The sequence below is a fragment of the Bradyrhizobium sp. CCBAU 53421 genome (assembly GCF_015291625.1).
In the GTDB taxonomy this organism is placed as follows: domain Bacteria; phylum Pseudomonadota; class Alphaproteobacteria; order Rhizobiales; family Xanthobacteraceae; genus Bradyrhizobium.
Window position 1 is genome coordinate 7,836,567 of sequence record NZ_CP030047.1, and the last position, 21,620, is coordinate 7,858,186.

The following is a 21,620-nucleotide window of genomic DNA, read 5'->3' on the forward strand; positions in this document are numbered from 1 at the left end:
CAGAGACCGGAAAGGCCACCCATTTCCAGCGATGGTTGGACAATTGATGAAACGCATCAAGATCGACAGCGTAGAGCCAGGAGACATTCTTCTTACAGCGCGCCCTGGCAAGGTGAGTAAAGCTATTCGCTTCACGACCGGAGGCGTCGTATCTCACGCGATGATATGCGTCCAGCATGGTTCATTTATCGATTCGACTTCAAGCGGGGTGCAGGCACGTAATCTGCAACGGGAACTATTCGAGGACGACGAGAAGGCGTTTCACTTCCGTCTGAAGGACAGACCTGATCGCGAGGTGCTTGAGCGGATTGTTGACTATGCGCGATCCGAAATTGGTGCACGCTATTCTAAAAGCGAAGCCGCACGATCAGTTGCTGCAGTCCGCAGGCCAAGATCAAAACGGCAATTCTGCTCCCGTCTGGTAGCGCGCGTATACAAGACGGCCGGCATAGAGCTTGTGCCGGATGCGGATTACTGCTCGCCGGAAGATCTGCGCATCAGCCCGCTCTTAAAAGAGCTTCCGGTAGAGTTTGAGCCCGTATCCGCCGACGAACTCGCATGGACATCCGGTCGCCCGAACCCGATCCAGGCCATGCATGACGCACAGAACGCTGTGCTGGACGCCGCGCGCTCTGTTCACGCCAACGTAGAAAATTTCAATGATATATACGACCTTCTCGTAAGGCGCCCAGAATCTGATCAGGTGATTGCAGCTGCACTCAAGAGAAGTGGTTATCTCAACATTTGGAAATTTGAAGTCGAGGAGCACCCATGGCGCTACACCCGTGGGCTGATCGATAATCTTTCCGCGTCGCCCGAGGCCTTGCGTGACTATTGCATAGGCACCGTAAAGGAGGCCTACAGCGGCGGAATTCGCTATTCGATCAATTTGGTGCAGCTTCGGGCGCTCCAGCTGCAGCACCCGCGAGAATCGTTCCGCCTTGAAATTGCATTGTATGAAACGTTGGTACGTAACGATCAGAGCCGTAGGGAGGTGGCTTATGATTGGTTGCAAAGGCATTGCCTGGATCTGCTGGAACAGCATATGGAACAGATCGAGCCTCATACTGAATACTGGTGGTCGTTGATCGATCGGGTCGAGCCGAAGCTTGCAGTTTTATCCCGTCATGCCGTCTCCGTAGAGGGGCGTACCGACATCTGCTCCACATGCGGGGATGATCCTGCCAAGCCCTACCGTGTAGTCAACGGCGCGGAGCACATGCCCGGAGTGCCATCATTGCGTCTCTGCGATGACTGCCTCGAAATTCGGCGCGGCATGGGCCATGTGTTGATGCCTTTTCTATTGAGGTCTTGGAAGACGTGATGGAGGGCAGCATTTTAATGGCGCACTGTCTTGGTGAGTGGAGGTCTTTTTCTTGACCCGAGCGGCGCAACGAAGAAGCAACGTCTTGGATCCGGCGCAGCTAGTCCGGATCGAAGCCGTGCATCGCGGCTTCATTTTTTTCAGCATCTGTACACTGTACAGTGTCTGCTCTCGGCAACCGCGTTGTCGATAGAGAGCGTTGAGGTCGAGAGCGATGAAGATGTCGAGGTGCAGTTTAATGGGCGGCGCATCTACGTCCAGGTGAAACACCGGAAAGAACCGCTCGCCTGGAACGATATCGACGAAGCTGTGGCGCGCTTCGGAGAATTGCGCGCCGCTCATAAGCGTGGTGAACGCCAGGGAGAACCGGGATTTCTCATCGTCAGCAACGCAGCTCCCAACGGCCCTCTCGCCGCTAGGCTGGCCGCGGCGGACTGGCCGAACGATGTGCGGGTCGATTGGCCATCGGCCGATCCAGAAAAACGAATCCTTCCGGCGCCGCAATCATCGCTTGTCGAAGCGGCGGAAGCAGCGAGCAGAATGGCTGTAAAGTTGCCGTTCGCAACTCTCGCGCCTGAGACTCTCGTTTGGAAGCTTGCTGGCCTGATATCTCTTGCCGCGACGGGAGAGGACGCGAATTTAGACCACAGCTTCCGGGCTGGAGAGCTTCCCAACCTTTTTGAACAGCTCGTAATACAGTTGCAGGATCTGCCACTGCCCCCATCTCCCTATCGGGTGCAGGAGCAGGAGCCCAACCTTTTGACGGGAGAAAGGGTCAGGCTGATTGTCGGCTATTCGGGGGCAGGCAAGACATCGTGGCTGGCACAGTCTGCTCAACATGCCCCGGGCACTTTGATCTATCTCGATGTGGCCGATACACCCGGCGCGGCCCTCGCCAATGCCGTTGCCCGAGAAGTAGCTGGTCGGCTGTTTCAGACGGGGGGCCTTGGCCAAATCCTTCTGCCTGGCGCGTCCGGGCGAGAAATCCTTCAGCTTCTATCCCGCCGTCTGGCGGAGCGCGGAGAGATTGTCACTGTTGCCCTCGACAATGTTCACCAGTTGCCTGCCGATGATTTGATGGGGGTGATCCAGTCTGGGAGAGACATGCGCTTCGTACTTTTGGGGCGCGCAGAAGGCGAAGTCTCCACCCTTGAGACGATTCTCGGCGTCACCCGTGAGGCCCTCCTTGGTTGGGCACCAGACACAGTAGCGGCGGCAGCCCATGATCAAGGATGCCAAAGTGATGCCGCCACTTGCCAGCGATTGATCGATCTCACCGGTGGCCTTCCGCTTTTCGTTCTGAATGCAATCTCCGTTGCAAAATCCGACTATGGTGGTTCGCTAAAGCAATTCTGTGCTGATCTTGCTCGATCGGCACACACCCGGGAAGTCGCCCAGGACTTCATCCTCGGTCGGGTTTTTGACCGGTTGCCAAAGGCAGTGGCTGACGTGGCCGAAATGCTAAGCCTTTGCGATGCACCACTGAGGCGCACGGAAATACAGGCCTATATTTCAAGCGCCGGCGGGTCCGATCAGGCTAACGCCGACCGGGCTTTTCGCCACTTGATGAGTCAGGGTCTGCTGCAGGTGTTTGCCGACGACCGGATCAAGCTTCACGATGCGGCGCGCGCCGTAGGCAAAGGACGATTGCTTCTCCGCGGCGCTGAGAGCGTAAAAGCGTCCCGGGAAACCCTTCGAGCTGTCGTACAGAAGAGCCTTTTAGAGAGCTGGCACCCGGCGAAGCTATCGCTGTTCCTCCGGCTGAGCGGAGAGGTCGGTCGCCTCGATGTTTTGGTCGAAATGGCTACAGACGAGCTCTTCCATGAAATGGGTGTCTGGCCCGAGGTTGAAGCTTTCCTCGAACACGGCGTGCAGAATGAGACTGTTCCGCCTGATCAGCGAATAAAGGCACTCGACGGACTGGCATTTGCCGACCTTAAGTCTGGCTCTGATCCCGCTGTTTTATGGCTCGATCAAATGGACGCTCTGATCACGGCCCACAATCTTGGCGCTGAGGAACGGCTGCGCGTCGGCATGAAGCGAATGAACTTTTTGGCTGGCAAAGGCGACCGGCGCGGCGCTATGCGTCTGGTGACGGAACTCACGCCCGCCGTTAATGATCTCTCTTCCGGTCATCAGCGCGTGTTTTGGTATAATGTCGCATGTGCGGAGCTCGCACTAGGGGACCCGAAATCCGCAGAGAAGCGGGTTCAGTCTCTCATCCAAGACTACTACAAACTGATCGGCCTGACACCCGAGATGGTGATGGGAAACAATGCGCCCGAGCTGCAACGGATGCTAAAGGACGGGGCGGACATCGACGACATTAAACATCTCGCGGATTCCCTTGACGTACTGTAAGCGTAGCTCTGCGGCCCTTTTGATTGACGCTTGACGCCTACTTTGTCCGCGTAGCGCGTCGTCGCGGCTTCCATATGTCGGACAATGCGTTGACCGCCGCCTCAAGCGCCTTGCGGTCGATGACGTTGGGATCGAACCGTTCCGGGCCCCAGAGGCGCATATGTTCGTGCTCCGGGTGGGTGGGGTCGCTGATGGCCTCAAGATATTCGGCATAGCCTGGCGCACCGCCGACGTCTTCCGGAGGACAACGACCGGCGGCCTCGAGCAAGAAGGGCAGGCCCTCCGTTGTGGTGTTCTCGAACCATTTTTCGAGCTTGATCACATGGTCCCAGCTGTCGCCGAAGTCATAGAGATAATGGATCGTCTTCGCACCGGTCTCTTGAACGATATTGGAGAGCCGCGTCTTGCGGGCATCGACGGGCTGGGGGCCAAAATCACCATCGGGATCAGGGATGCCCCAACGTCCTTCGCCAGCCAGGAACTCGAAGAGATGGCTATTCGTCCAGCCAAACGCCGCCTGAAGCGTCAGATGCAGCCGATCAAGGCGCAGCGTGAGCGGCACGACAAGGCATCGCATCACCTCCGGTTTCACGTCCTTGAGGGTCACCTTGATCCGGACCGCGGTCGTGTTCAGGCTCATGCCGCCAGCCTCGGATCGTGTGTATGCATCGTATAGGTCGACGCCCAGGGAAGCAGTTCGTCCAGTCGTGCCGCAGCCCAGCCATTGACGAGCTTGGCGAGAACGTCAGCAAGCCAGTGCTCGGCGCTGACGCCATTGAGCTTGCAGGTCTCAATGAGCGAAGCGAGCAATGCCCAATTCTCAGCGCCCTCGTCGCAGCCGGCAAAAAGGGCGTTCTTGGCGTTGAGCTTGATCGGCCGCATCGCTCGCTCGACAGCATTGGTGTCGATCTCGATGCGCCCGTCATCAAGGTACAGTGTCAGGCCGTCCCAATGCCGCAGCGCATAGCGCAAAGCCTTCGCCGTGTCGCTATTCTGCGCAAGGTGATCAAGCTTGGCCTCGAACCACTGCTTCAAGGCTGCAGCCAGAGGCCGGGCATGCGCGTGCCTGCCGGCGCGGCGCTCGTCCGCAGATCGGCCGCGGAGAGCCTTCTCGACCGCATATAGCTGAGCGATGCGCTCGAGGGCCTCGCGGGCAACCGGAGCTGGCGCTGGTGCCGCCTCGCGCTCGATCTTCACAAACTGGCGCCGCAGATGCGACCAGCAGAAGGCGAGCGTCCCGGACAGGGCGTCCGCACGCGTCTCTCGGGTCATGGTCTTGTAAGCCTGATAGCCGTCGCAATGGATGATACCGCGATAGCCCTCAAGCAGCCGCAAGCCATGAACGGCGCCGCGGCCCGGTGCATAGGCATAAACCACTCCAGGTGGATCAGGCCCGGCCCAGGGCCTGTCGTCGCGCGACAGCGCCCAGAAGTAGCCGGTTTTCGTTCTGCCGCGACCCGGGTCCAACACCGGCGCCGGGGTCTCATCGACGCAGAGCTTCGAGGAGGCGAGCAGAAGCTGGCGCAGCCGATGCCACAACGGCTTCAGTTCCTGGGCGGCATAGCCGACCCAGAAGGCCAGCGTGGAACGGTCCAGCGCTATTCCGTGCGTCGCCAGCATCTGCGCCTGGCGGTAAAGCGGCAAATGCCAATGATACTTCGCGTCGATCACATGCGCGACCAGCCGCTCGGTGGGCAATCCTCCCCTGATCAGTCGCTCGGGAGCAGCATGCTGGAGGACGACGCCATGACAGGCGCGGCAGGCGAGCTTGGGCCGGCGGGTGACGATGACGCGATACTGCGCCGGAACGACGTCAAGCCTCTGGCTCTCATCCCGACCAATCTCAAAGAGGTCGCCCGCACAAGACGGGCAACAGGTCTCGGCCGGCATCAGGGTTTCCACGATGCGCGGTAAATGCTCCGGCAGCTGACCACGGTTGGCTCTGCGCTCGGCCGTCCTCTTCTCGCAAACTCTGGGATTGGCGCGATCTTCGGTGGCTTCGAGAGCTGCGACGGCTCCTTCGATGTCCTCCAGAACAAGCTGTAGCTGATCAGCATCGAGCTTTTCCGAGGATCGACCGAACTGCGCATCTTTCGCAAGCTTGAGTAACCGCTCGAGCCTGGCGCAGCGATCCAGCAGAGCCGCGGCAAAGACACGCAACTCGGCTGGATCGCTCGGCAGCTCATCGGGCAAATCACTCATTGGCCCGAGCTTGCCATGCTTCGCGCCGTGATGCAGCGAAGATTTGTATTTTTACGCAAGCGCTTTCGGCTGCGGGATTCGAGGCGCGTGCATGCGTGTCCAATCCATGCCGGCCAGAAGCGCTGACAACTGGGCGGCATTCATCCGCATCACGCCGGCCACGATGGGTGGCCATTTGAAGCCGCTGCCATCAAGCCGCTTCCAGTACATCGCAAGGCCGGTGCCATCCCAGACGACAATCTTCACTCGATCGGGGCGCTTCGCACGGAAGACCACCGCTACGCCCTTCATCGGGTCATGGCCCAGCGTCTCTTTCGCCAGCAGGGCCAAGCCCTCCGCACCCTTCCTGAAGTCCACGGGTTGCGTCGCCACGTAAATCGTGAGGCTCGCGGGCATTGTCAGCATGCAAGGGGCGCGCGTAGAGGTGCGCGGGACGCCTGGCCTTGCTGTGCTGAGTGATGTGTTCCTAGCGCTCCGACGGACACGTTCACTCGACCGTCACAACGGCGACTTCCGGCGACCCGGAGGGTTCCGCGGTCGCCGGCAACGCCGATTCCGATACCACCGGCACGAACGACAGCGTGTCCGCCGACGCCGGCAGCACCAACTGGCCCAACCGCGCACGGCGCCGCCAGTCATGCACCTGCTGGGGCCGGCAGCCATGACGACGGGCGACATCCGTGACAACCGCACCCGGCTCGAGGCTTTCGGCGGCAATCTGCGCCTTCAAATCGTCCGGCCAGCGCTTGCGACCTGCACCAGCATACACTTCGATACGTGGTGACAACCGTCGTCTTATGTCGTCAGAATGGTCGTCCATTATGAGCACCCTTGCAGAAGATGACTCTTCTAGCGGTGCTCTCAAGACTCCGCACAAACAATCCAAGGGGCCTCGGCGCTACGCTTACGACGTACTCGCGAAGGCGCTTGACGCTCAGAATCAGTTTTCTCCGCTCGCTCGTGTTCACGCCCTGAAATTCTACGATCTGGCACGCGCCCCAGACTCTCTATTTCGTGTCGGGCAGGACCTGGTGGATCAGTTCGTGCGCAATCGCGACTTCGATGGTGCGCTGAACATGATGGAAACCATCGTTCTGCCCCAGCTTCGCCAGTGGAAGATCGCTGATTATCTGATTTCTGTCCGCTCCCAATATGCCGTCGTTCTGGCTTATTGCGAACGATATTCAGATGCTGAAGCTGAGATGGAACGTCTTGAGCCGTATAAGAGCGGCCTTCCCCCTCTAGCGCAGGGAGAACTTGAAAACCAACGGAAACTGATCGCAAGACTTCAGGCGTTCGGACCCCCGCCAAAATGGGTGCCGCCTCCAGGCCTACTTGAAGGGCTGGCGGATCACTTTGCAAAGACAAAGCAGATGCGGCAGACACCGGCGCGGGAATCTAAGCGCAAGATCGGACGAAACGAACGCTGTTCCTGTGGATCAGGTAAGAAGTTCAAACATTGCCATGGTCGCGCTAATTGACGCCTCAGTTGCTTGGGAAGCGCTGACGCGAATGTGCTCGTCATGCTCGTCTAGCTTTCAAAGCTACCGGACCATTCGCAGGTCGCGGCGCAACATTAAAAAGAGACAGTCTATTCGCCGTTAGGAAGCTGCTTTCGAGGTAAAGCGTTAAAATCAACCGGCTGCAGGCCTGCCGTTTCCTCAAAGGGAAAGAAGCCGTTCAGAGCCACCGTTATAACTGACCCGTTCCTAACCGGTTCTTGTCCCTTGGGTTTGCCGTCCTCAGCACGGAGCTCAGCCAGAACAGTATATTTTGCATCACGGGGCCGGGCGGCAGATGACACTGTTCCATTGACGAAATTCTCGACGGCAAGAGCAAAAAGATATTGTTCCGCGCGGTCGACCGTAATCCTACTCTGATCGATCTTGATTCCGAGGTCGAAAGAAAGCTTCGGGACGAAGATGCGCGCCAAGCCTTTCGGTATTACGAATGGCCGGTCCGGCAGCAAGTTAATCGGGCGTCGAAAATATCGCGTACACGTCGCCCCTCCATTCATGATGAAGCTCTTCTCAAAAGCTGTTGCGAAGCTCTGCCGTGCCGCATCGAAAATATAATCTTCAAGCCGCTTGCCAAGCGAAGCACCCTCGCGCGCAAATTGTAGGCGTTGAGCTTACCGGACCTTCAAGGCCAAATTCCAAATTCATGGTAAGGGGTGTTCCATCGGCGGGGTAGCCGACGGCTTTAACATTGTCGGATGTTACGTTGCCGATAGACATTTGTGTCACGTGGAGAAAGACATCGACGATACGTCCGGGAAGTCCCCATTCCTCGTTGGTCAGGTCGCGAACGACGAATAAGTCGATATTCTCGTGATGGGCTTGGGTAATTGCACCCGATTGAAATCCCTTGGTTGAAAATATGACGCCGCGGGATGCCCCAAGATCGAGCACCGCAGTTGCAAGCGAATCGACCTGCTGCCGCTCCACTTTGGAGTTCCAAAATTTACATTCAGCAATGACCAGGTGCTCATAAAGACCTTGCTTGTGCCGGAGTAAAACGTCGATCTGACGCGGAGCGCCCGAACGTCCCGTCACAACGACATCTCGTTCAACGCTCACTTCTCCGGTCTCATGGAGCGACGCGACCAACCGCTCGAAACCGCCCCAATCCACTACTAAGTCCGTCAAACTCATCCAACAAATCTAACTCATTTGAAGCCAAGCGTCGCGAACTCTAGCGCGCTCGGCTTCTGCGGTCCGGATCTGAGTGTACGCAAGCGGCCCGCCCTCCAGGCTGACATCTCCTACCAGCGCCTGGGGGATGCCAGCCTTCCCTTTGCCACCTTCCGCCGATCCGGTAGTGTGTCACGGCTCAGAAGATCCACGCCTCCAGACCACTTGCGACAATTTCGGTATGACAGGGCATTGGAGCATCGCCAAAAAGTGGCATGTAAGCCATTGATAGGATTTGGTATTTTTGCTTGCTCGACGAGATCGAAAACGATGACCGCACCAAAGAGAAGATGTTATAAATAAAGCAGTGTGACATACTGGCTCTGTGGCCAGTATTGAAGACATTCTCCGCCGGACCGGACCGGCCCTTACGACCGAGCTTATCGCCGAAATGGCGAAGGACGGCGTGTCTTCCGATGCCGCGCGCCAGCGCATCGCGCGTGCAGACGACTTTACGGTTAAACGGCTTGCCGGGCTTCGCTTTCCGCACAATGCGCGATTCCTCTATCTCGACGATCAGTTCGGGGATAAGCGATACTGGCAAGCGCTGGAGCGTGTTTTCCGCGAACACGGCAAATCCTATTGGGCCGCGGTCGCGAGCCTGAAGGCGCGCGGCGGCATTTGCCCGCGCCAGCTTTTCGATGGGGTATGCGGCAGCCCTCTCGCCCGATCGCGGCAGCTTTCCCCGCAGCGCATTCTTGACCGACTTACGGCGATCAATCTGCTTGAAGAGATTCACGACGACGCGAGGGGCGAAACATACGTGAAGTTTAGTCCCCACGAGTGTGGCAGCGATCCCGTCCCGCAGATCAGAGCGCGTCTAGTCGCCGAGAATGTCGTGCTGCACGGCATGAAGGAATGGTTTCGGCGCACGGGTTTCGGAAGCTTCGATAAGGTGAGGGTTCGCGGTGAAGGCGACCCGCCGGTTGTTTCGAGCATCACCTGGGATCTCAGCGCGCCCTCCTATGCGCGGCCGCTGGTAGCCCCTTCCGGCACTGGAGGGCTGAAGCCAGGCTTTATTGTCTGCGACGTCAATATGCGCGATGTGCTGAGTGAAGATGCTGTCGCAGCCTTCGTCCGCAAGCATGATCTTGCGTCGGCACCAGCGAATGTCGCGCCGATCATGCCGTTCTTGATCGCAGACGGCTTTTCGGGGAAAGCGTTCGGGTTCGCGCGCTCGCGTGGAATTCTCGCAACGACGACATCTCATCTGTTCGGCGAGGAAGTCGCCAAAGCGCTTCGTGATTTAATCTCCCTGCTGACTGATACGGGCGCGACTGCTTCGGTCAATCCGGATCATGTTGAACGCGTCCTGAATAGTCTTACGCGCATCGAAGGAGCCGCCAACAATCTTCGCGGCGCGCTTTTCGAGATTATCGTCGGATCGCTGGTGAAAGACGTTGAGGGTGGATATTTGCGCTCGGGCGAAAAATGGAAAGATTACGAATCGGGCCGAACGGCGGAAACCGATGTTCTCCTAGATAGGCCGGACGACAAAGGGCCGCTCGTGGTCGAATGCAAGGCGAAAATTCCTGGAGCGCGCGTTAACCTTGAAGAAGTACAGAAGTGGCGCGACGATCGCGTGCCGCTGCTGCACAAGATATTCAAGACGGACTCGCGCCTGTCCGGAAAGCATGTGACGTTCGAGCTATGGACGAACGGCCCAATTGGGACGGATGCGCTGGAGTGGCTAAAAGCGTACCCAGCCCCAACGGATTATAGCGTCGGCTGGAAAGATGGCGATGCCATGAAGCCCTACGTCGAGAAGGCGTCATCCGCAGCCATCCGGAGCGCAATGAGGGACCACTACTTTCATCACCCTCTCGCGAAAATCGCCGCTCAGGTGGCACGGAATGTAGCGCCCGTGTCGTCCTAGCCCGTCAATACTGGCAATCCGTTCGGGATACCGCCATCGTCGGCGTCTCACAACTCATAGGGTGCCACTCCGTTCATGATTGCATGTGTGCTTTCCCAATCGAAATTAGATAGTAGAAATAATGACATATAAGTTCCCATCTTCATCCTCCTGGGCGCGCCATTTGCGTACAAAACCACGAACATTTGCGTTCTCGGTCTGTTTGCCGCAATGGCGACTTGGAGGATATCCTTGCTGCCGATGATTCGGATGGCTTGGTCGTTGACCTCGACCGCGTCGACGATCGAGCGGATATAGCGTTTGCGTGTATTGGTGTCGCCCGCGTCCGGCTTCGCGTTCATCAGTCGCGCGAAGGCGTCGATCTTCTCTGCATTGACAGCGGCCGCCAAACGCATTGACCGCGAGCATGATTGAGGGCCGCTTTGGCCCGCTGAGCCTTCAGAGTGGCGGTGCGCTCTCGCAGGATATCGTCGAGCTCGACGATGCCGTCTTCAATCGAGCGATAAAGCCGCTTCATGCGATCTTCGCAGTCGGTCAATTCCTTCTGCAGAGCCAGCAGCCGGCCGTCGGCGGACTCGCTCTTTGCCGCCTAACGCTCGATCAGCATCTCAGGTCGGAAACGCCGTCAGCAATGGCAATCGTCATGACGCTGCTGGTTCGCGGATGTGATCATTTTCGAAGCCGCTCGGTGATGAGCCATGGCCCATCCGAATGCGACACCCTGCGGGCGCCGCTCAACGAAGCGGACAGGCGATTACAGATCAGATCGCGGTCCGACCGGGTTTCTCAATAACAGCAACATTTCAGACGCTTGGAAACCTGCGATGGCCATCACGATTGGCCTTTACCTTGGCCTCAAGACCCGTCTAGATTGAGGGATATTCGCGCACTGGTTGCGCATCAAAGCGAGTTTAACGTGGAAGATAGCCTGCAATCAATTTTGCATCTCCAAGATGAACTGCTCAGTTCAAACAAGATGTACATCGTCGACGAGGTGATCTCAGAAATCGCCCGCGCAATCCCCCAGGACGGAAAATTTCTGTTCTATATGCGGCAACCGCGCCACTTCTCCGACCCACATGCCGCCGAGACGCCTTATCTGCTCTTTCCTTATCTCGCGTTCGAGATCTGCGATGGAGAGGTTTGCAGATTCGGTCACAGAACCGATCTTCAGAAACGAGCTTTAGAGGTTGCGGAGGAATACACGGAGGAAGTTCTCTCCGAGAGCGCGGTCGTGCGCTGGGTTCCGCACCCGGAAATCAGCCGGTTTTTCGTGGAGCAGGTGCGACGCACCTTCTTGGTATTCTACCACGTGAGCGGGTCCCGGGAGCACTTCATCGAAAGTGTTTCCAGACGGTTCGTACGCGAGTTTGTAAGGAGCAAGACGGGCCGCGAGATCATTGATTACGATCACCATTTCGGTGAAATCCGGCAACGCCTGGGTATAGATATTTTGCTCGGGCTTCAGAAAAACCCGTTTCTGAAACTGGAGGACGTCCAAAAGATCGAAGATATCATCGATATCGACCGCGGCTCGTCCAAGGTGCTGAAAAGCATTTCGAAAAACAAGGACTTCCTGAAGGATCTCTTCGGTTCGATCGCGCGGAAGTCCATCAACTACGGTTATATCAATAAGCCAAAGACGTATTATTGCATCAACACCCTGACCGAAGAGCACCTGTTCTTGGATCGCGGCAGTCAGGACACGGCTTTTCAGGTTGCTCGGCAAGCGGTTCTAATCTTCATAAAGGGTGGCGATCGGCTCAGTCTTGATGCGGTTCATAATGCGACGAAACTCATTTCAACGAGCTTGCGTGAGCAGGCATCTGCTGAACGAGAAGATCCGCTATTCAAAGTCATGAGGTCGTCGCAGGATGCGGAGGAGCGCCTCGGAACTTCGCCAGTCGAGACTCGTGCGGCCCTTGAACGCGAAATCCGCAACATTCTGGAACCGTTCCTTCGCGAAGTGATCCAAGCGAGCCAGGCCGAAAAAATAGCGGTCTGGCGCTTTGACCCCTTCAACAAAGAGTTCGTCGAGATCGCCTCGGTAGGCTTTCCGTCGAATTATCGCCACCTTACGATCCCTCAGACGAACGACGTCTCATTATGCGTCAAATCGTATGTCACGGATCAGCCGATATGGCAGGAGCATCGGGATCAGTATTCGGCCGAGACGGGCGAGCAGCCCCTCCTTACGAACGATATTGGCAAATTCAGCGATGCCACCCATGCGAGGCCGATCTGGGTGGGCAGCACCAAAAGCGCCGTGATCGAGTTTGCCTCGTCGCGCGCGAAGAGACTGGTCACTGAGGGACAATATTTCGAGCGCGTGTCGATCACATGTGGAGAAGTCATCCGGAGGATCGAGCTGGCCAATGACCGTTCGTGGCTATCGCGAATGTCCTACGTGCATGCAGCTCGTCATCGGATTGAAGCGATTATCAGAGAGATACAGGAGACGGATGAACAGCGGGCGGACCAGCTCCGTTCCCTCCTGTCCTCCTACTCGATTGTTCAAGACAGCGAAAACCGCTTCCGGAACGTCGATAATATCGATGAACTTGCGGATGCGATGGTGAGCGCGATGTCAACCCTGACGACCTCCCCTCTCATGAGGTCCCTGTGCGAGAAGGTCAGTCAGCAAGGAAGCGAACACAAAGCATCGCCGCGTTCCTACGGGCTCGTCCTGGAAATTCTCGACACATTGGGCTCCAATGCCGGTCATTCACCTCTTCTGATCGAAGATGTGAGTATCGAGACAGACTATGATGAGCCATCCAAAATCGCGACGATGAAGATCCTATACAGGCCGAAAGCCGCGTTGCAACAGGCTGTCCGCCTTTCCCAGGTCTGCATCTCACCGATCAAAGACAGCCGGTCGGCGACCTATCATTTCGGTCTGTTCTTGTTGGCCGCTCAATTGCGGATGGTCGGCGGCAGTGCGTCAGCCGCTCCCATGGTTGATGACGGATTCGGCAATTCGCTCTTCGGCGTGGCGTTCTCCATCCCCCTAAACGACAACGAAGGTGCAGTATGAAGCGTCACTTTCGAGTTTTGCTTGTTGAAGACGACCGCGATCGCAAGAACCGCTTTGTTGCGGTTTGGAAGGCTGCCTTCGCTGCCGCGGGTGTCGAAATCGACATTCAGGTCGAGGAAAACTTTGATGATGTCGCGTCCCATCTGAAGAAGCGGCCTCATATCGCCATCTTTGACAATGTCTTCGAAGTGCCCGGGGGCGGTCCAGGAAAGGCAAGGGATAATCTCGGCATAGAGCAGATCAGCCGTCTGAAGCCCGACCACACTGACACGGTGTTCGCGCTTTACAGCCTGGCAACCTTCAGTATTGACCAACTCGGGGTACGCATACCGAACCCTGATATGCTCATCACAAAGACGCATCTTTCCAATATTGAATACCAACACTACCTCGGAAAGACATTGGCATCGCGGGTACAACGCCTGCCATTCAAGAATTTGAGCTTCACCACGCCCTCCGTGCGACCTGAGTTTGCGGATGTCGAGCCAGAGCTCGCCTCGATCATCGAGCAGTGCATTGCAGGTTTCCTGAATGACGAGCTCGACGACGAAGTCATCGAGGTCCGTCTTCATAAACTGACCGGCGGGTTTTCAGGTTCAAGTGTATTCCGCTTGGAGTTCTTTGGGTCCACACGCTACGAAAATATCCCGTTCGTCCTCAAGTTCAGCCGCAAGGCGAATGTTTCGAACGAGGCGACACGTTACAATTCGTTCGTGCGCCTGCAATTGTCGCACGATATGCGTGTTGACCTGATCGGGTATGGTGAGGCAGGAGAATGGGCGGGGGCTTGCTACGCGTTCGCCTTTGGGCGTGCTGATGGCGTAGTGACCCTTACCGATAAGCTCAAGGAGGGCGACGGCACTGCCGTTACAACGGCGGTTCAAAGGATCTTTTCGTCGAACACCACCGGTTGGTACACGCTGAAGAAAGCCAAGCCGCAGCGGCTCGACGACTACTTCTCAAATTCCGAAGAATACAAGCTATCGAAGGATGATAGGAGGTTGGCCGGATTGCGCGGCGTTCTTACGGAGGTGGGCGCCGAGGAAGGTGTGTCGAGCACCGTATCAACGGATGCAATCCGCTTCGGCACATTCGAGTGCGGATCACTACGCCGCACCCTTGCTAAAAAGGGGGCCGGAGAGATTGAATTGTGCTTCGGTCATGGCGACCTGAACGCGAATAATATCTTCATTGATAGTTCTGGTCGAAACCTTGCAATGATCGACTTTGAGTACGCTGGTCTCGACCACTGTTACAAAGACTTCGTATCACTCGAATCATCGATCCGACTTGAATTCAGAAAAACAGCGTTTCCGAACTTCAAGCTGATGGATCTCGTCGAAGTCGAGATGAAACTGTTCCGAGACCCCGATCAGGTCATTGCCGGGGCACCGGAATATGTCGAGCCGATCCGGGAGCTGCGAAAGGCAGCAGTCGCGCGGTTTAGCAGGCCCTTGGCCCTAAATTACCTTGTCGGGGTTGGATTGCATTCGCTGAAGCTTCTGGGGGTCTCTGCAGGCTGGCGTCCTGACCAGAGGAAGGTTCTTGCGGCGGCTGCGCTCGCTTCGGCGCGTTGTGCGGAAGGTTAGACTAGCCGTCGGGGCTCATACCTGTTCGCCAGCAGCCGGAGGCGCGACACCCTGCGTGCCGCCGCCTGCCATCCACTCAGAGCTACGGGCGACGCGCCAGCGAACCGCCTACCGAGATGGAGGCTTCGCGCGCGATCTTGGCGTCGCGGATCTGCGAGAGGATTGAGCGCCGCGACAACGAAGGACGCAAAACAGTGTCAGCAAGCTCGGATATAGAGCGCTTTCGCATCGACGAAAGCGGATACACTGGGTTCGATTTTCTCAACCTCGATCATCGCTTCCAGGGCGCCTCTGCCATTGCGATCAGCGACGATGATGCCGCTCGGCTGATAAAGCAGCACCTTCCGAGGCTGCAGGCGTCGAAACTCAAGTACCGCACGTTCTCGCGTCGACCGGTCATCACCAGCCGCTGCTCGCTCTGCAACGGGATGTCCTGTTGCATTTCAAAGCGGTGACTTACGTCTGCGATAAGCGCTTTCTATTGGTGCTTATGTTCGTGGATTATGCCGTTGAGCCCTTCTACTATGAGCGCGGTGTCGATTGCGATGGCATCACTACTCACGACGGCGCGGCCAACAATCCTCGGTGAAGCTGCGTTCGAGGCCATGCTGCACCGTTCCAGCACGCCGCCAAGGCGAAGACACCAGAAGCTTTGACGGTCCTGGTCGATGCCGCGCGCGCGACCCGATGGCAAGAGCTGCCGGAGGCCTTAGGACCCCTTGCTAAATATGCCGCGCCAAAATGGCTGGCGGCAATTGCGACGCCTGGCGTAAGGATGCTGATTGCAGTTTGCTCATGCGGCTGCCAGCTTAATATTTTGTACGGACATAAGTCCCGTAGGAGCCATAACACTGGTAGCCCGCTCTATTCTTGTGCGGCCGCAACTCGCTGTCGTGAGCCTTGCGCTCGAACAGCTTTCCGCACACCGTGCAGCGAAACACATAGGTTGGGCCACCGCTCGCTGTCCGCGACCGGCGTCGGGTCGAGGTTCGAGGCGCTACAATTCCCGCGGGGCGTGATGTCGGAGGAATTGACTGCGGGCCCGCCGGTGTCAGCTCGATGGGATAACGCGGCGAGAAGGTCGTCTGCGTCTGCGAAACCCCTAGAATGCTGTCGAGGCGATAACTGCGCGGTTGACCATCTTCTGCACGAACGGCCATCAACAGAACATCGCCCGCTCGGGAGCGGCGCAGAGAGTAAGCTTCGATGGCGCGTGTCGAGCGTTTGCCCTTTTGATCGCGATAGTCGATGTTGACCAACAGGCGGTTAGCGGCGGCGAACCGAATACTCTCGATGAAGGCCTGACCGGATAAGCCAGCCGGCAGGCTGATGATGCGCTGACGAATGATTTCTTCCGTCGCCCCGCCCATAGGCGGCATTGTCGGTAGAACCGTCGCTGTAACCCGGCCGTGAAGCCAACCAAATATCTCCGGCAGAGTATCCCAGAAAGATGTGATTGGCAGCAGGGCGGGAAGTTGGTGATTCAGCATGCCGGACCAACCGGCCTCAACATCCCCCCGGTGCGGCTCGATGTCGGAGAGCTTCGGCAGCTGGATGCCCTTGAAGAGACATTTCTCCCGCAAAACCGCAACAAATTGGTGCTGCTCGGGACGAGCATCGGTATTGCGATAGAGATTGACGACGTCGTAAAGGTCTCGAGGCCGGGTACGCTCGGCAAGCGCTCTGAACTTTTCGGCGAAGGCTTCGACGTAATCGTAAGCGAGCACCTCGATTCCTTCTTCGGGCGCATCGGAATAAGGATGGAAAATTTCGACGGTCTCGGGCGGCAGGACGACGCGTTCGTCGGCGGTCAGGTCTAGTTTGATACGCGGCAAGGGCCGGGTTGGTGAAACCGGCCCCTTGTAGCTGATCTTGCCCTGGCAGGAGATTTGGCCACGCGGGTTGCGATAGATATCGAACTCCTGCTGATCGGCAGGGATTTCAATGCCTGTCTCTTCATAAACCCAGGTACCAACCTCGGCAAAGACGCGTTTGAGAAACGCTTCGTCAAGATGGGCCTCGTCACGGAGCGTGAAGTCAAGATCCTCGGAAAAGCGATAGGTTTCAAAGAAGCATTTCTTGAGACAGGTGCCGCCCTTGAAAATCCATTTCTCGGCGAGCTCCTCGTGAGCGTAGATGCCGGCAAGCATCCAGCCGAGGACATAGTCCTTTTCGATGACATGCGGTGTGAGCGACGTCTGCGCGGCAAGATCAAGGATTTCGCGCTTGTCGATCAACTGACGTCTCCGGTAGCCCAGGATAGGGGAATGAGGAGCCGCCATCTTGAGATGAGTCGCTTGCATTCCAAAGCAGGATCAAGCTTGGCATTGCCGGCCGTGAGCCTTGTGCGACATTGCTCCGCAAGCCCCCTTCCGTCATCCTGCCTGTCGGCTAGGAAGCCAAGGCGTTTGAATACAGCGCCATTTCCGAGCAGGTCGGCATATTCGATCAATTTTTGATCGCTGCGATCGGGCCGTTTGAAGTACGTGCTCAGGCAGTCGTTGACCTGCTGAATGCCCCCGCCCATGGCTGGATCGTCGAGTATGTCGACGATGGTCCGGTGCACATCGGAAACAGGCACCTTCGTGTGATGTCGCCAGACAGGTTTAGTACCGAATATCTTCTCGGCTTTCACGTGTTTGAGCGAAAAATCAAAGCCGTGCCGTTTTTGGTGCTTCGTACGGATGACCTGGCCTGTCACCACCACGATATCCTTGAAAATCTGCTCGGTAAGATCCCAGTGCTCGGCGGCAGTGCGACCGCCAACGTAGGCTGGCGCGAAAAGCGCCGGCACAAGAACCCAGCCATCATCAAGAACACGTTCCGCACCAAGTGTATCGATGGATGCAGCAATGTAAGCACCAGTTCCGACCCGGCTGAGCCAGCCTTGCTCGCGCCAGCGGGCAAGCCGCTTGGCCGCCTCGACCCGTGAAATGGCAAGCGCCTTCTCGACGTCGACGATGTGGATGACATCCCCCGAGGCAGCAAGGACGCGCTGAAGTTGGGCACGGCCCTGAGGAAGGCGATATTGGGCATGTTCTTTCATATGATAAACTTCGCAAAAATGTAGAAAAATTGCGTATACAATATCCTACCCTCTTAATTCAAGTATGCTATTTTTCGCAAAAAATGCGAATTTTTACATACAAACTATCTTTGATCAAGTAGGCTTCTTCCCGACATCAGGTCAATCGCCGTTTGGTGATCATCTGACTCGAACAGATGCCCGCAGCGAGCCATCGTGACTTGAAGGCTGCTAAGGCCAGCACGCCGCGATAGCTGCATGTGAAGCTGAAAGAGAAACAAGGCGGGCGCGAACGCGTATCGCGCGGTAGCCATTGTTCGGGCGGACATACTGACTGACAAGATTCTGCCTCCACTAATGCCAAAGGAAAAGTCTTCTGCATACGCGCCGAAATTAAAGGTCTTCTGCGCGGCTTGAATCGCAGCGTTCCGCGCGTCGAAGATTGGAGGCGGCAGACTCGCTGGCATTGCGCTCGTCGCGCATCCGGCCGTTGATGGGGAAGACGGCCCCGCTCCCTCGGAGCCGGCGATATACTGCCGATGCACGGAACCGCTAACAGGAGCCATTGACCAATGGAAGTCGCGACAATTGGGTTGGACATTTCGAAGCACGTATTTCACGTCCATGCAGTTGACAGCAAGGGCCAAATAACCAGTCGCCAACGCCTCCGGCGAGGCGAGATCGTGTCGTTCTTCTCCTCGATCGAGCCGTGTCTGGTCGGCATCGAAGCCTGCGCCACCGCTCACCACTGGGCCCGCGAGTTCAGCGGTTTGGACACGAGGTGAAATTGATTCCGCCTGCCTATGTAAAACCTTATGTGCGGCGAGGAGCTAAGAACGACGCCGCCGACGCGGCCGCGATCTGCGAAGCGGTGACCCGCCCCAATATGAGGTTCGTTCCGATCAAGAGCGTCGAGAACCAGGGCTTCCTGATGCTTCATCGCGCAAGAGGCCTGCTGGTCCGCCAGAGAACCATGACGGCTTGTGCCATTCGAGCTCACTTCGCTGAGTTCGGAATCATTGTCGGGCAAGGCCGGCAACGGGTGGACGGTCTGGTGGACTTATTGGATGACGAGGCCCTGTCGTTACCAGCCAATGCTCGTCTGGCACTCGCCGCTCTCGTGAACCAACTGAAGGAATTGGACCAGCAGGTCGAGGCCATCGAGCGTGAGCTGGCTCTCATCCAGAGAACTAATCCGATGGCGAAGTTGTTGTCCTCCATTCCCGGCATTGGTCCCATAACGGCCACGGCTCTCGCTGCGACCGTGCCGGACCCGACAATGTTTCGCTCCGGGCGAGAGTTCGCGGCCTGGCTTGGCCTGACACCTAAGCAGAATTCAACTGGCGGGAAGGATCGGCTGGGCAGAATAACAAAACAGGGCGATTCCTATCTCAGGCACTTGCTTGTGATCGGAGCACGTAACGTCGTTCGGTACCCAAAGGCACGCTCCAGGGTCGGAGGCGGCTGGATCGAAGCCCTGCTTGAACGGCGTCGGCCCATGGTGGTCGCCATCGCCGTTGCCAACAAATTGGCCCGGATCATCTGGGCAATGATGACCACCGGGGAATTCTATCGGCCTAAGCTCGCGGCTTAACTTTCCGCGTATCCTGGCCACCTTATGGTGTGAGGGCAAATGACAGCATGATGGAAACCGGCGGAGCTGGGGATCGAGCAAGCCCGAAGAGCTTTAAGCGCACAAGCGCGACCCGTTGATGAGGCCTCGATCCGCGATCTCCATCAGGGCCCGCGGCCATGGCATCGGTCGCACTAACAGGCCGTATACATGAACGCACCCGACCGGTATCCAAAGTATGCTGCCAAAAATCCCTTGCATCCGCGGGGCCGTCTATACATGAAGCTCTCGACAAAGCCGTTCTGCATCGGCTTTCCCGGTGCGATGAAGTGCCAGTCGATGGCTGTGTCCTTGCATCAGGCGAGCATGGCGTTGCAGGTGAACTCAGTGCCATGGTTCGGACACGATCATTCCTGGCTTGCCACGCCGCTCGACGATCGCCGTCACTTCGCGGGACACGCGCCGCCCCGAGATCGACGTATCCGGAATGGCGCCGAGACACTCCTTGGTCACGTCGCAAGCTCCCAATGCCGGCATCTATCGATGCATGGGTTGTCACCGCGAGATCGGCATTGCGTCGGGACACGTCTTGCCGCCGCAAGGACATCATTCGCACACGATGGCGCAAGGATCGATCCGATGGCGATTGATTGTGTACGCAGATCATCAACCGAAATGATTTATTCCAAATGAAAGTCCGATGAAAGTCGGACTTTCATTTTTCGACAGCGTCGCTCGGCTGACCGCTGCTGATGCCGAGCATGCCTGGAGTTACGGCAATCCTTCTAGGTTGGTTGGGGGGTGAACAAGTGTCTTGAATCGTATACATACGGATACTACCCTGAGCCGAGGCACAGCACGATATCACCGGTCTTCATTTCATTGGAGCTTGTACAATCGCACCCGCCTCCATTCTGCCATGGGGTACATCGCCTCGATCGACACGGAGGCAGAAGCTTGAATCTGTTCACCCCTTGGGACGATCGCGCCGCCCCTCTAATACGAGGCGACGGGTCGCTTCCGAATTCAACAGATGAATTGAGCAGATCGCCTGGACTGCCCTTTTGCTAGTTTCCCGTTCCGCTTCCGGTTTCAGAGCAAGCATAAGCATCCGAGATCAGCTTGTAGCAGCCACATGCCCTTTGCTCGAGGCCCTTGCGTTCATCGATCTCCAAGACGCCGCGCCCCTTGCGGATCAACCCTTGCGCTTCGAAGCGGATCAGGGTCTCCGTAACTCCAGCTCGGCGCAATCCCAGGACGGACGAAAGGTAATCATGGGTAACCGGAAGCACATGATCACCTACAGCGTCACTCGCCAGGCAAAGCCAGCTCGCGAGCCGCTTTTCGCGACCATGCCGAACGCCGCACAGTCCAGTCTGAGCGCAATGCAAGGCGAGCGCTTGGCTATACCGAGAAAGATGTTCTCTTATCTCAGGACGCTCATTCATTACCCGACGCAGATCCTCGACGCGAATTCTGCGAGCGGTTCCGAGAAAGAGCACAACGTACTGGTATGTCGAAAGATGTCCTCCGACCAAGAGCGAAGCGCCGGCCGCCGCTCGATGCCCGAGTATCGCCGTTTCAAGGACGCTTCCCGCCGCCACGATCCTGAGCGAGACGAGACCAGAATCGATAAAATAGACATGGCCAAGGTGCCCTTTCGGCTCCTGCAGCACCATGCGTTCTCTCAAGACGACCGGCTCAAGGAACTCCTTTATGTCTGCGAGCGCTTGGGGAGAAATTCTCTCCAGGATCGTATTTTTAAGGAACGACCGCGTATGCGGACGCATCTCGGCAGACTGACGAAGGATTTGCGGTGTGCCGGCTCTCTCGTTGAGAGCTGCCTGTTCCGTGCTGTCAAGCGCCTCCAAGAACGCGGGCACGTGCTTGGTCATAGTGCCGTCCGTCTCCTAGCATGTCGAGTTCTGCGGCTGCCGCGT

Annotated in this window: 18 protein-coding genes and 2 pseudogenes; 9 read left to right on the forward strand and 11 right to left on the reverse strand. The window is 57.2% G+C overall.

The window, feature by feature from the left end; translation table 11 throughout:
- Positions 1–46 precede the first annotated feature (46 nt).
- Positions 47–1,324, forward strand: a complete 1,278-nt coding sequence (locus tag XH92_RS36505; protein WP_194456388.1) for a YiiX/YebB-like N1pC/P60 family cysteine hydrolase — start codon at positions 47–49, stop codon at positions 1,322–1,324.
- A 183-nt stretch (positions 1,325–1,507) separates the two neighbouring features.
- Positions 1,508–3,685 (forward strand): ATP-binding protein, encoded by a 2,178-nt coding sequence (locus XH92_RS36510; protein WP_194456389.1) that lies wholly within the window; start codon positions 1,508–1,510, stop codon positions 3,683–3,685.
- A gap of 37 nt (positions 3,686–3,722) precedes the next feature.
- On the opposite strand, the gene XH92_RS36515 is transcribed toward XH92_RS36510, so the two are convergent.
- From XH92_RS36515 to XH92_RS44130, 4 genes are all read right to left on the reverse strand, one after another.
- Positions 3,723–4,325 carry a plasmid pRiA4b ORF-3 family protein gene (locus tag XH92_RS36515; RefSeq protein WP_194456390.1) on the reverse strand — a complete coding sequence of 201 codons (603 nt, stop codon included), beginning with the start codon at positions 4,323–4,325 and terminating at the stop codon, positions 3,723–3,725.
- Complete coding sequence (locus XH92_RS36520) at positions 4,322–5,887, reverse strand: IS66 family transposase (protein ID WP_194456391.1); 1,566 nt, start codon at positions 5,885–5,887, stop codon at positions 4,322–4,324. The genes XH92_RS36515 and XH92_RS36520 overlap by 4 nt, the downstream gene beginning before the upstream one ends.
- 51 nt (positions 5,888–5,938) lie before the next feature.
- Positions 5,939–6,283 carry an IS66 family insertion sequence element accessory protein TnpB gene (tnpB, locus tag XH92_RS36525; protein ID WP_194456392.1) on the reverse strand — a complete coding sequence of 115 codons (345 nt, stop codon included), beginning with the start codon at positions 6,281–6,283 and terminating at the stop codon, positions 5,939–5,941.
- 91 nt (positions 6,284–6,374) lie between these two features.
- Positions 6,375–6,707: a transposase gene (locus tag XH92_RS44130; protein ID WP_194456393.1), complete on the reverse strand. Its 333-nt coding sequence runs from the start codon at positions 6,705–6,707 to the stop codon at positions 6,375–6,377.
- A gap of 1 nt (position 6,708) precedes the next feature.
- Between XH92_RS44130 and XH92_RS36535 the strand changes: the two genes are divergently transcribed.
- Positions 6,709–7,368: an SEC-C metal-binding domain-containing protein gene (locus XH92_RS36535; RefSeq protein ID WP_210345513.1), complete on the forward strand. Its 660-nt coding sequence runs from the start codon at positions 6,709–6,711 to the stop codon at positions 7,366–7,368.
- A gap of 110 nt (positions 7,369–7,478) precedes the next feature.
- Here the strand turns inward: XH92_RS36535 and XH92_RS36540 are convergent, their stop codons facing one another.
- Both XH92_RS36540 and XH92_RS36545 read right to left on the reverse strand, forming a co-directional pair.
- Positions 7,479–7,820, reverse strand: coding sequence for a hypothetical protein (locus XH92_RS36540; RefSeq protein WP_194456395.1), 342 nt, complete (start codon positions 7,818–7,820; stop codon positions 7,479–7,481).
- Positions 7,821–7,965: 145 nt separating this feature from the next.
- Positions 7,966–8,541 (reverse strand): restriction endonuclease, encoded by a 576-nt coding sequence (locus XH92_RS36545; protein WP_194456396.1) that lies wholly within the window; start codon positions 8,539–8,541, stop codon positions 7,966–7,968.
- Positions 8,542–8,905: 364 nt separating this feature from the next.
- Between XH92_RS36545 and XH92_RS36550 the strand changes: the two genes are divergently transcribed.
- Positions 8,906–10,456, forward strand: a complete 1,551-nt coding sequence (locus XH92_RS36550; protein WP_194456397.1) for a hypothetical protein — start codon at positions 8,906–8,908, stop codon at positions 10,454–10,456.
- 47 nt (positions 10,457–10,503) lie between these two features.
- On the opposite strand, the gene XH92_RS36555 is transcribed toward XH92_RS36550, so the two are convergent.
- On the reverse strand, positions 10,504–10,851 hold the full coding sequence (locus XH92_RS36555; RefSeq protein WP_194456398.1) for a hypothetical protein: 348 nt from the start codon (positions 10,849–10,851) through the stop codon (positions 10,504–10,506).
- A gap of 11 nt (positions 10,852–10,862) precedes the next feature.
- Between XH92_RS36555 and XH92_RS36560 the strand changes: the two genes are divergently transcribed.
- The 4 genes from XH92_RS36560 to XH92_RS42870 all read left to right on the forward strand — a co-directional run bounded on the left by XH92_RS36560 (position 10,863) and on the right by XH92_RS42870 (position 15,537).
- Positions 10,863–11,249 (forward strand): hypothetical protein, encoded by a 387-nt coding sequence (locus XH92_RS36560; protein WP_194456399.1) that lies wholly within the window; start codon positions 10,863–10,865, stop codon positions 11,247–11,249.
- 123 nt (positions 11,250–11,372) lie between these two features.
- Positions 11,373–13,493: a hypothetical protein gene (locus XH92_RS36565; protein WP_194456400.1), complete on the forward strand. Its 2,121-nt coding sequence runs from the start codon at positions 11,373–11,375 to the stop codon at positions 13,491–13,493.
- The gene (locus tag XH92_RS36570) at positions 13,490–15,082 is read left to right on the forward strand and encodes a phosphotransferase (protein WP_194456401.1); all 1,593 of its coding nucleotides are present in this window, start codon (positions 13,490–13,492) and stop codon (positions 15,080–15,082) included. The genes XH92_RS36565 and XH92_RS36570 overlap by 4 nt, the downstream gene beginning before the upstream one ends.
- A 137-nt stretch (positions 15,083–15,219) precedes the next feature.
- Positions 15,220–15,537, forward strand: coding sequence for a hypothetical protein (locus XH92_RS42870; protein ID WP_210345514.1), 318 nt, complete (start codon positions 15,220–15,222; stop codon positions 15,535–15,537).
- 354 nt (positions 15,538–15,891) lie between these two features.
- Here XH92_RS42870 and XH92_RS36580 read toward each other — a convergent pair whose 3' ends face one another.
- Complete coding sequence (locus XH92_RS36580; protein ID WP_194456402.1) at positions 15,892–17,319, reverse strand: nucleotidyl transferase AbiEii/AbiGii toxin family protein; 1,428 nt, start codon at positions 17,317–17,319, stop codon at positions 15,892–15,894.
- Positions 17,316–18,128 carry a type IV toxin-antitoxin system AbiEi family antitoxin gene (locus tag XH92_RS36585; protein WP_194456403.1) on the reverse strand — a complete coding sequence of 271 codons (813 nt, stop codon included), beginning with the start codon at positions 18,126–18,128 and terminating at the stop codon, positions 17,316–17,318. Before XH92_RS36585 ends, XH92_RS36580 begins: the two co-directional genes overlap by 4 nt.
- Positions 18,129–18,679: 551 nt before the next feature.
- Between XH92_RS36585 and XH92_RS36590 the strand changes: the two are divergent.
- Positions 18,680–19,701, forward strand: a pseudogene (locus XH92_RS36590) (IS110 family transposase).
- 260 nt (positions 19,702–19,961) lie between these two features.
- Here XH92_RS36590 and XH92_RS36595 read toward each other — a convergent pair.
- Both XH92_RS36595 and XH92_RS36600 read right to left on the reverse strand, forming a co-directional pair.
- Positions 19,962–20,196 (reverse strand): annotated as a pseudogene (locus tag XH92_RS36595) (integrase core domain-containing protein); the annotation flags it as partial.
- A 551-nt stretch (positions 20,197–20,747) separates the two neighbouring features.
- The gene (locus XH92_RS36600) at positions 20,748–21,575 is read right to left on the reverse strand and encodes a Crp/Fnr family transcriptional regulator (RefSeq protein ID WP_194456404.1); all 828 of its coding nucleotides are present in this window, start codon (positions 21,573–21,575) and stop codon (positions 20,748–20,750) included.
- Positions 21,576–21,620: the final 45 nt, after the last annotated feature.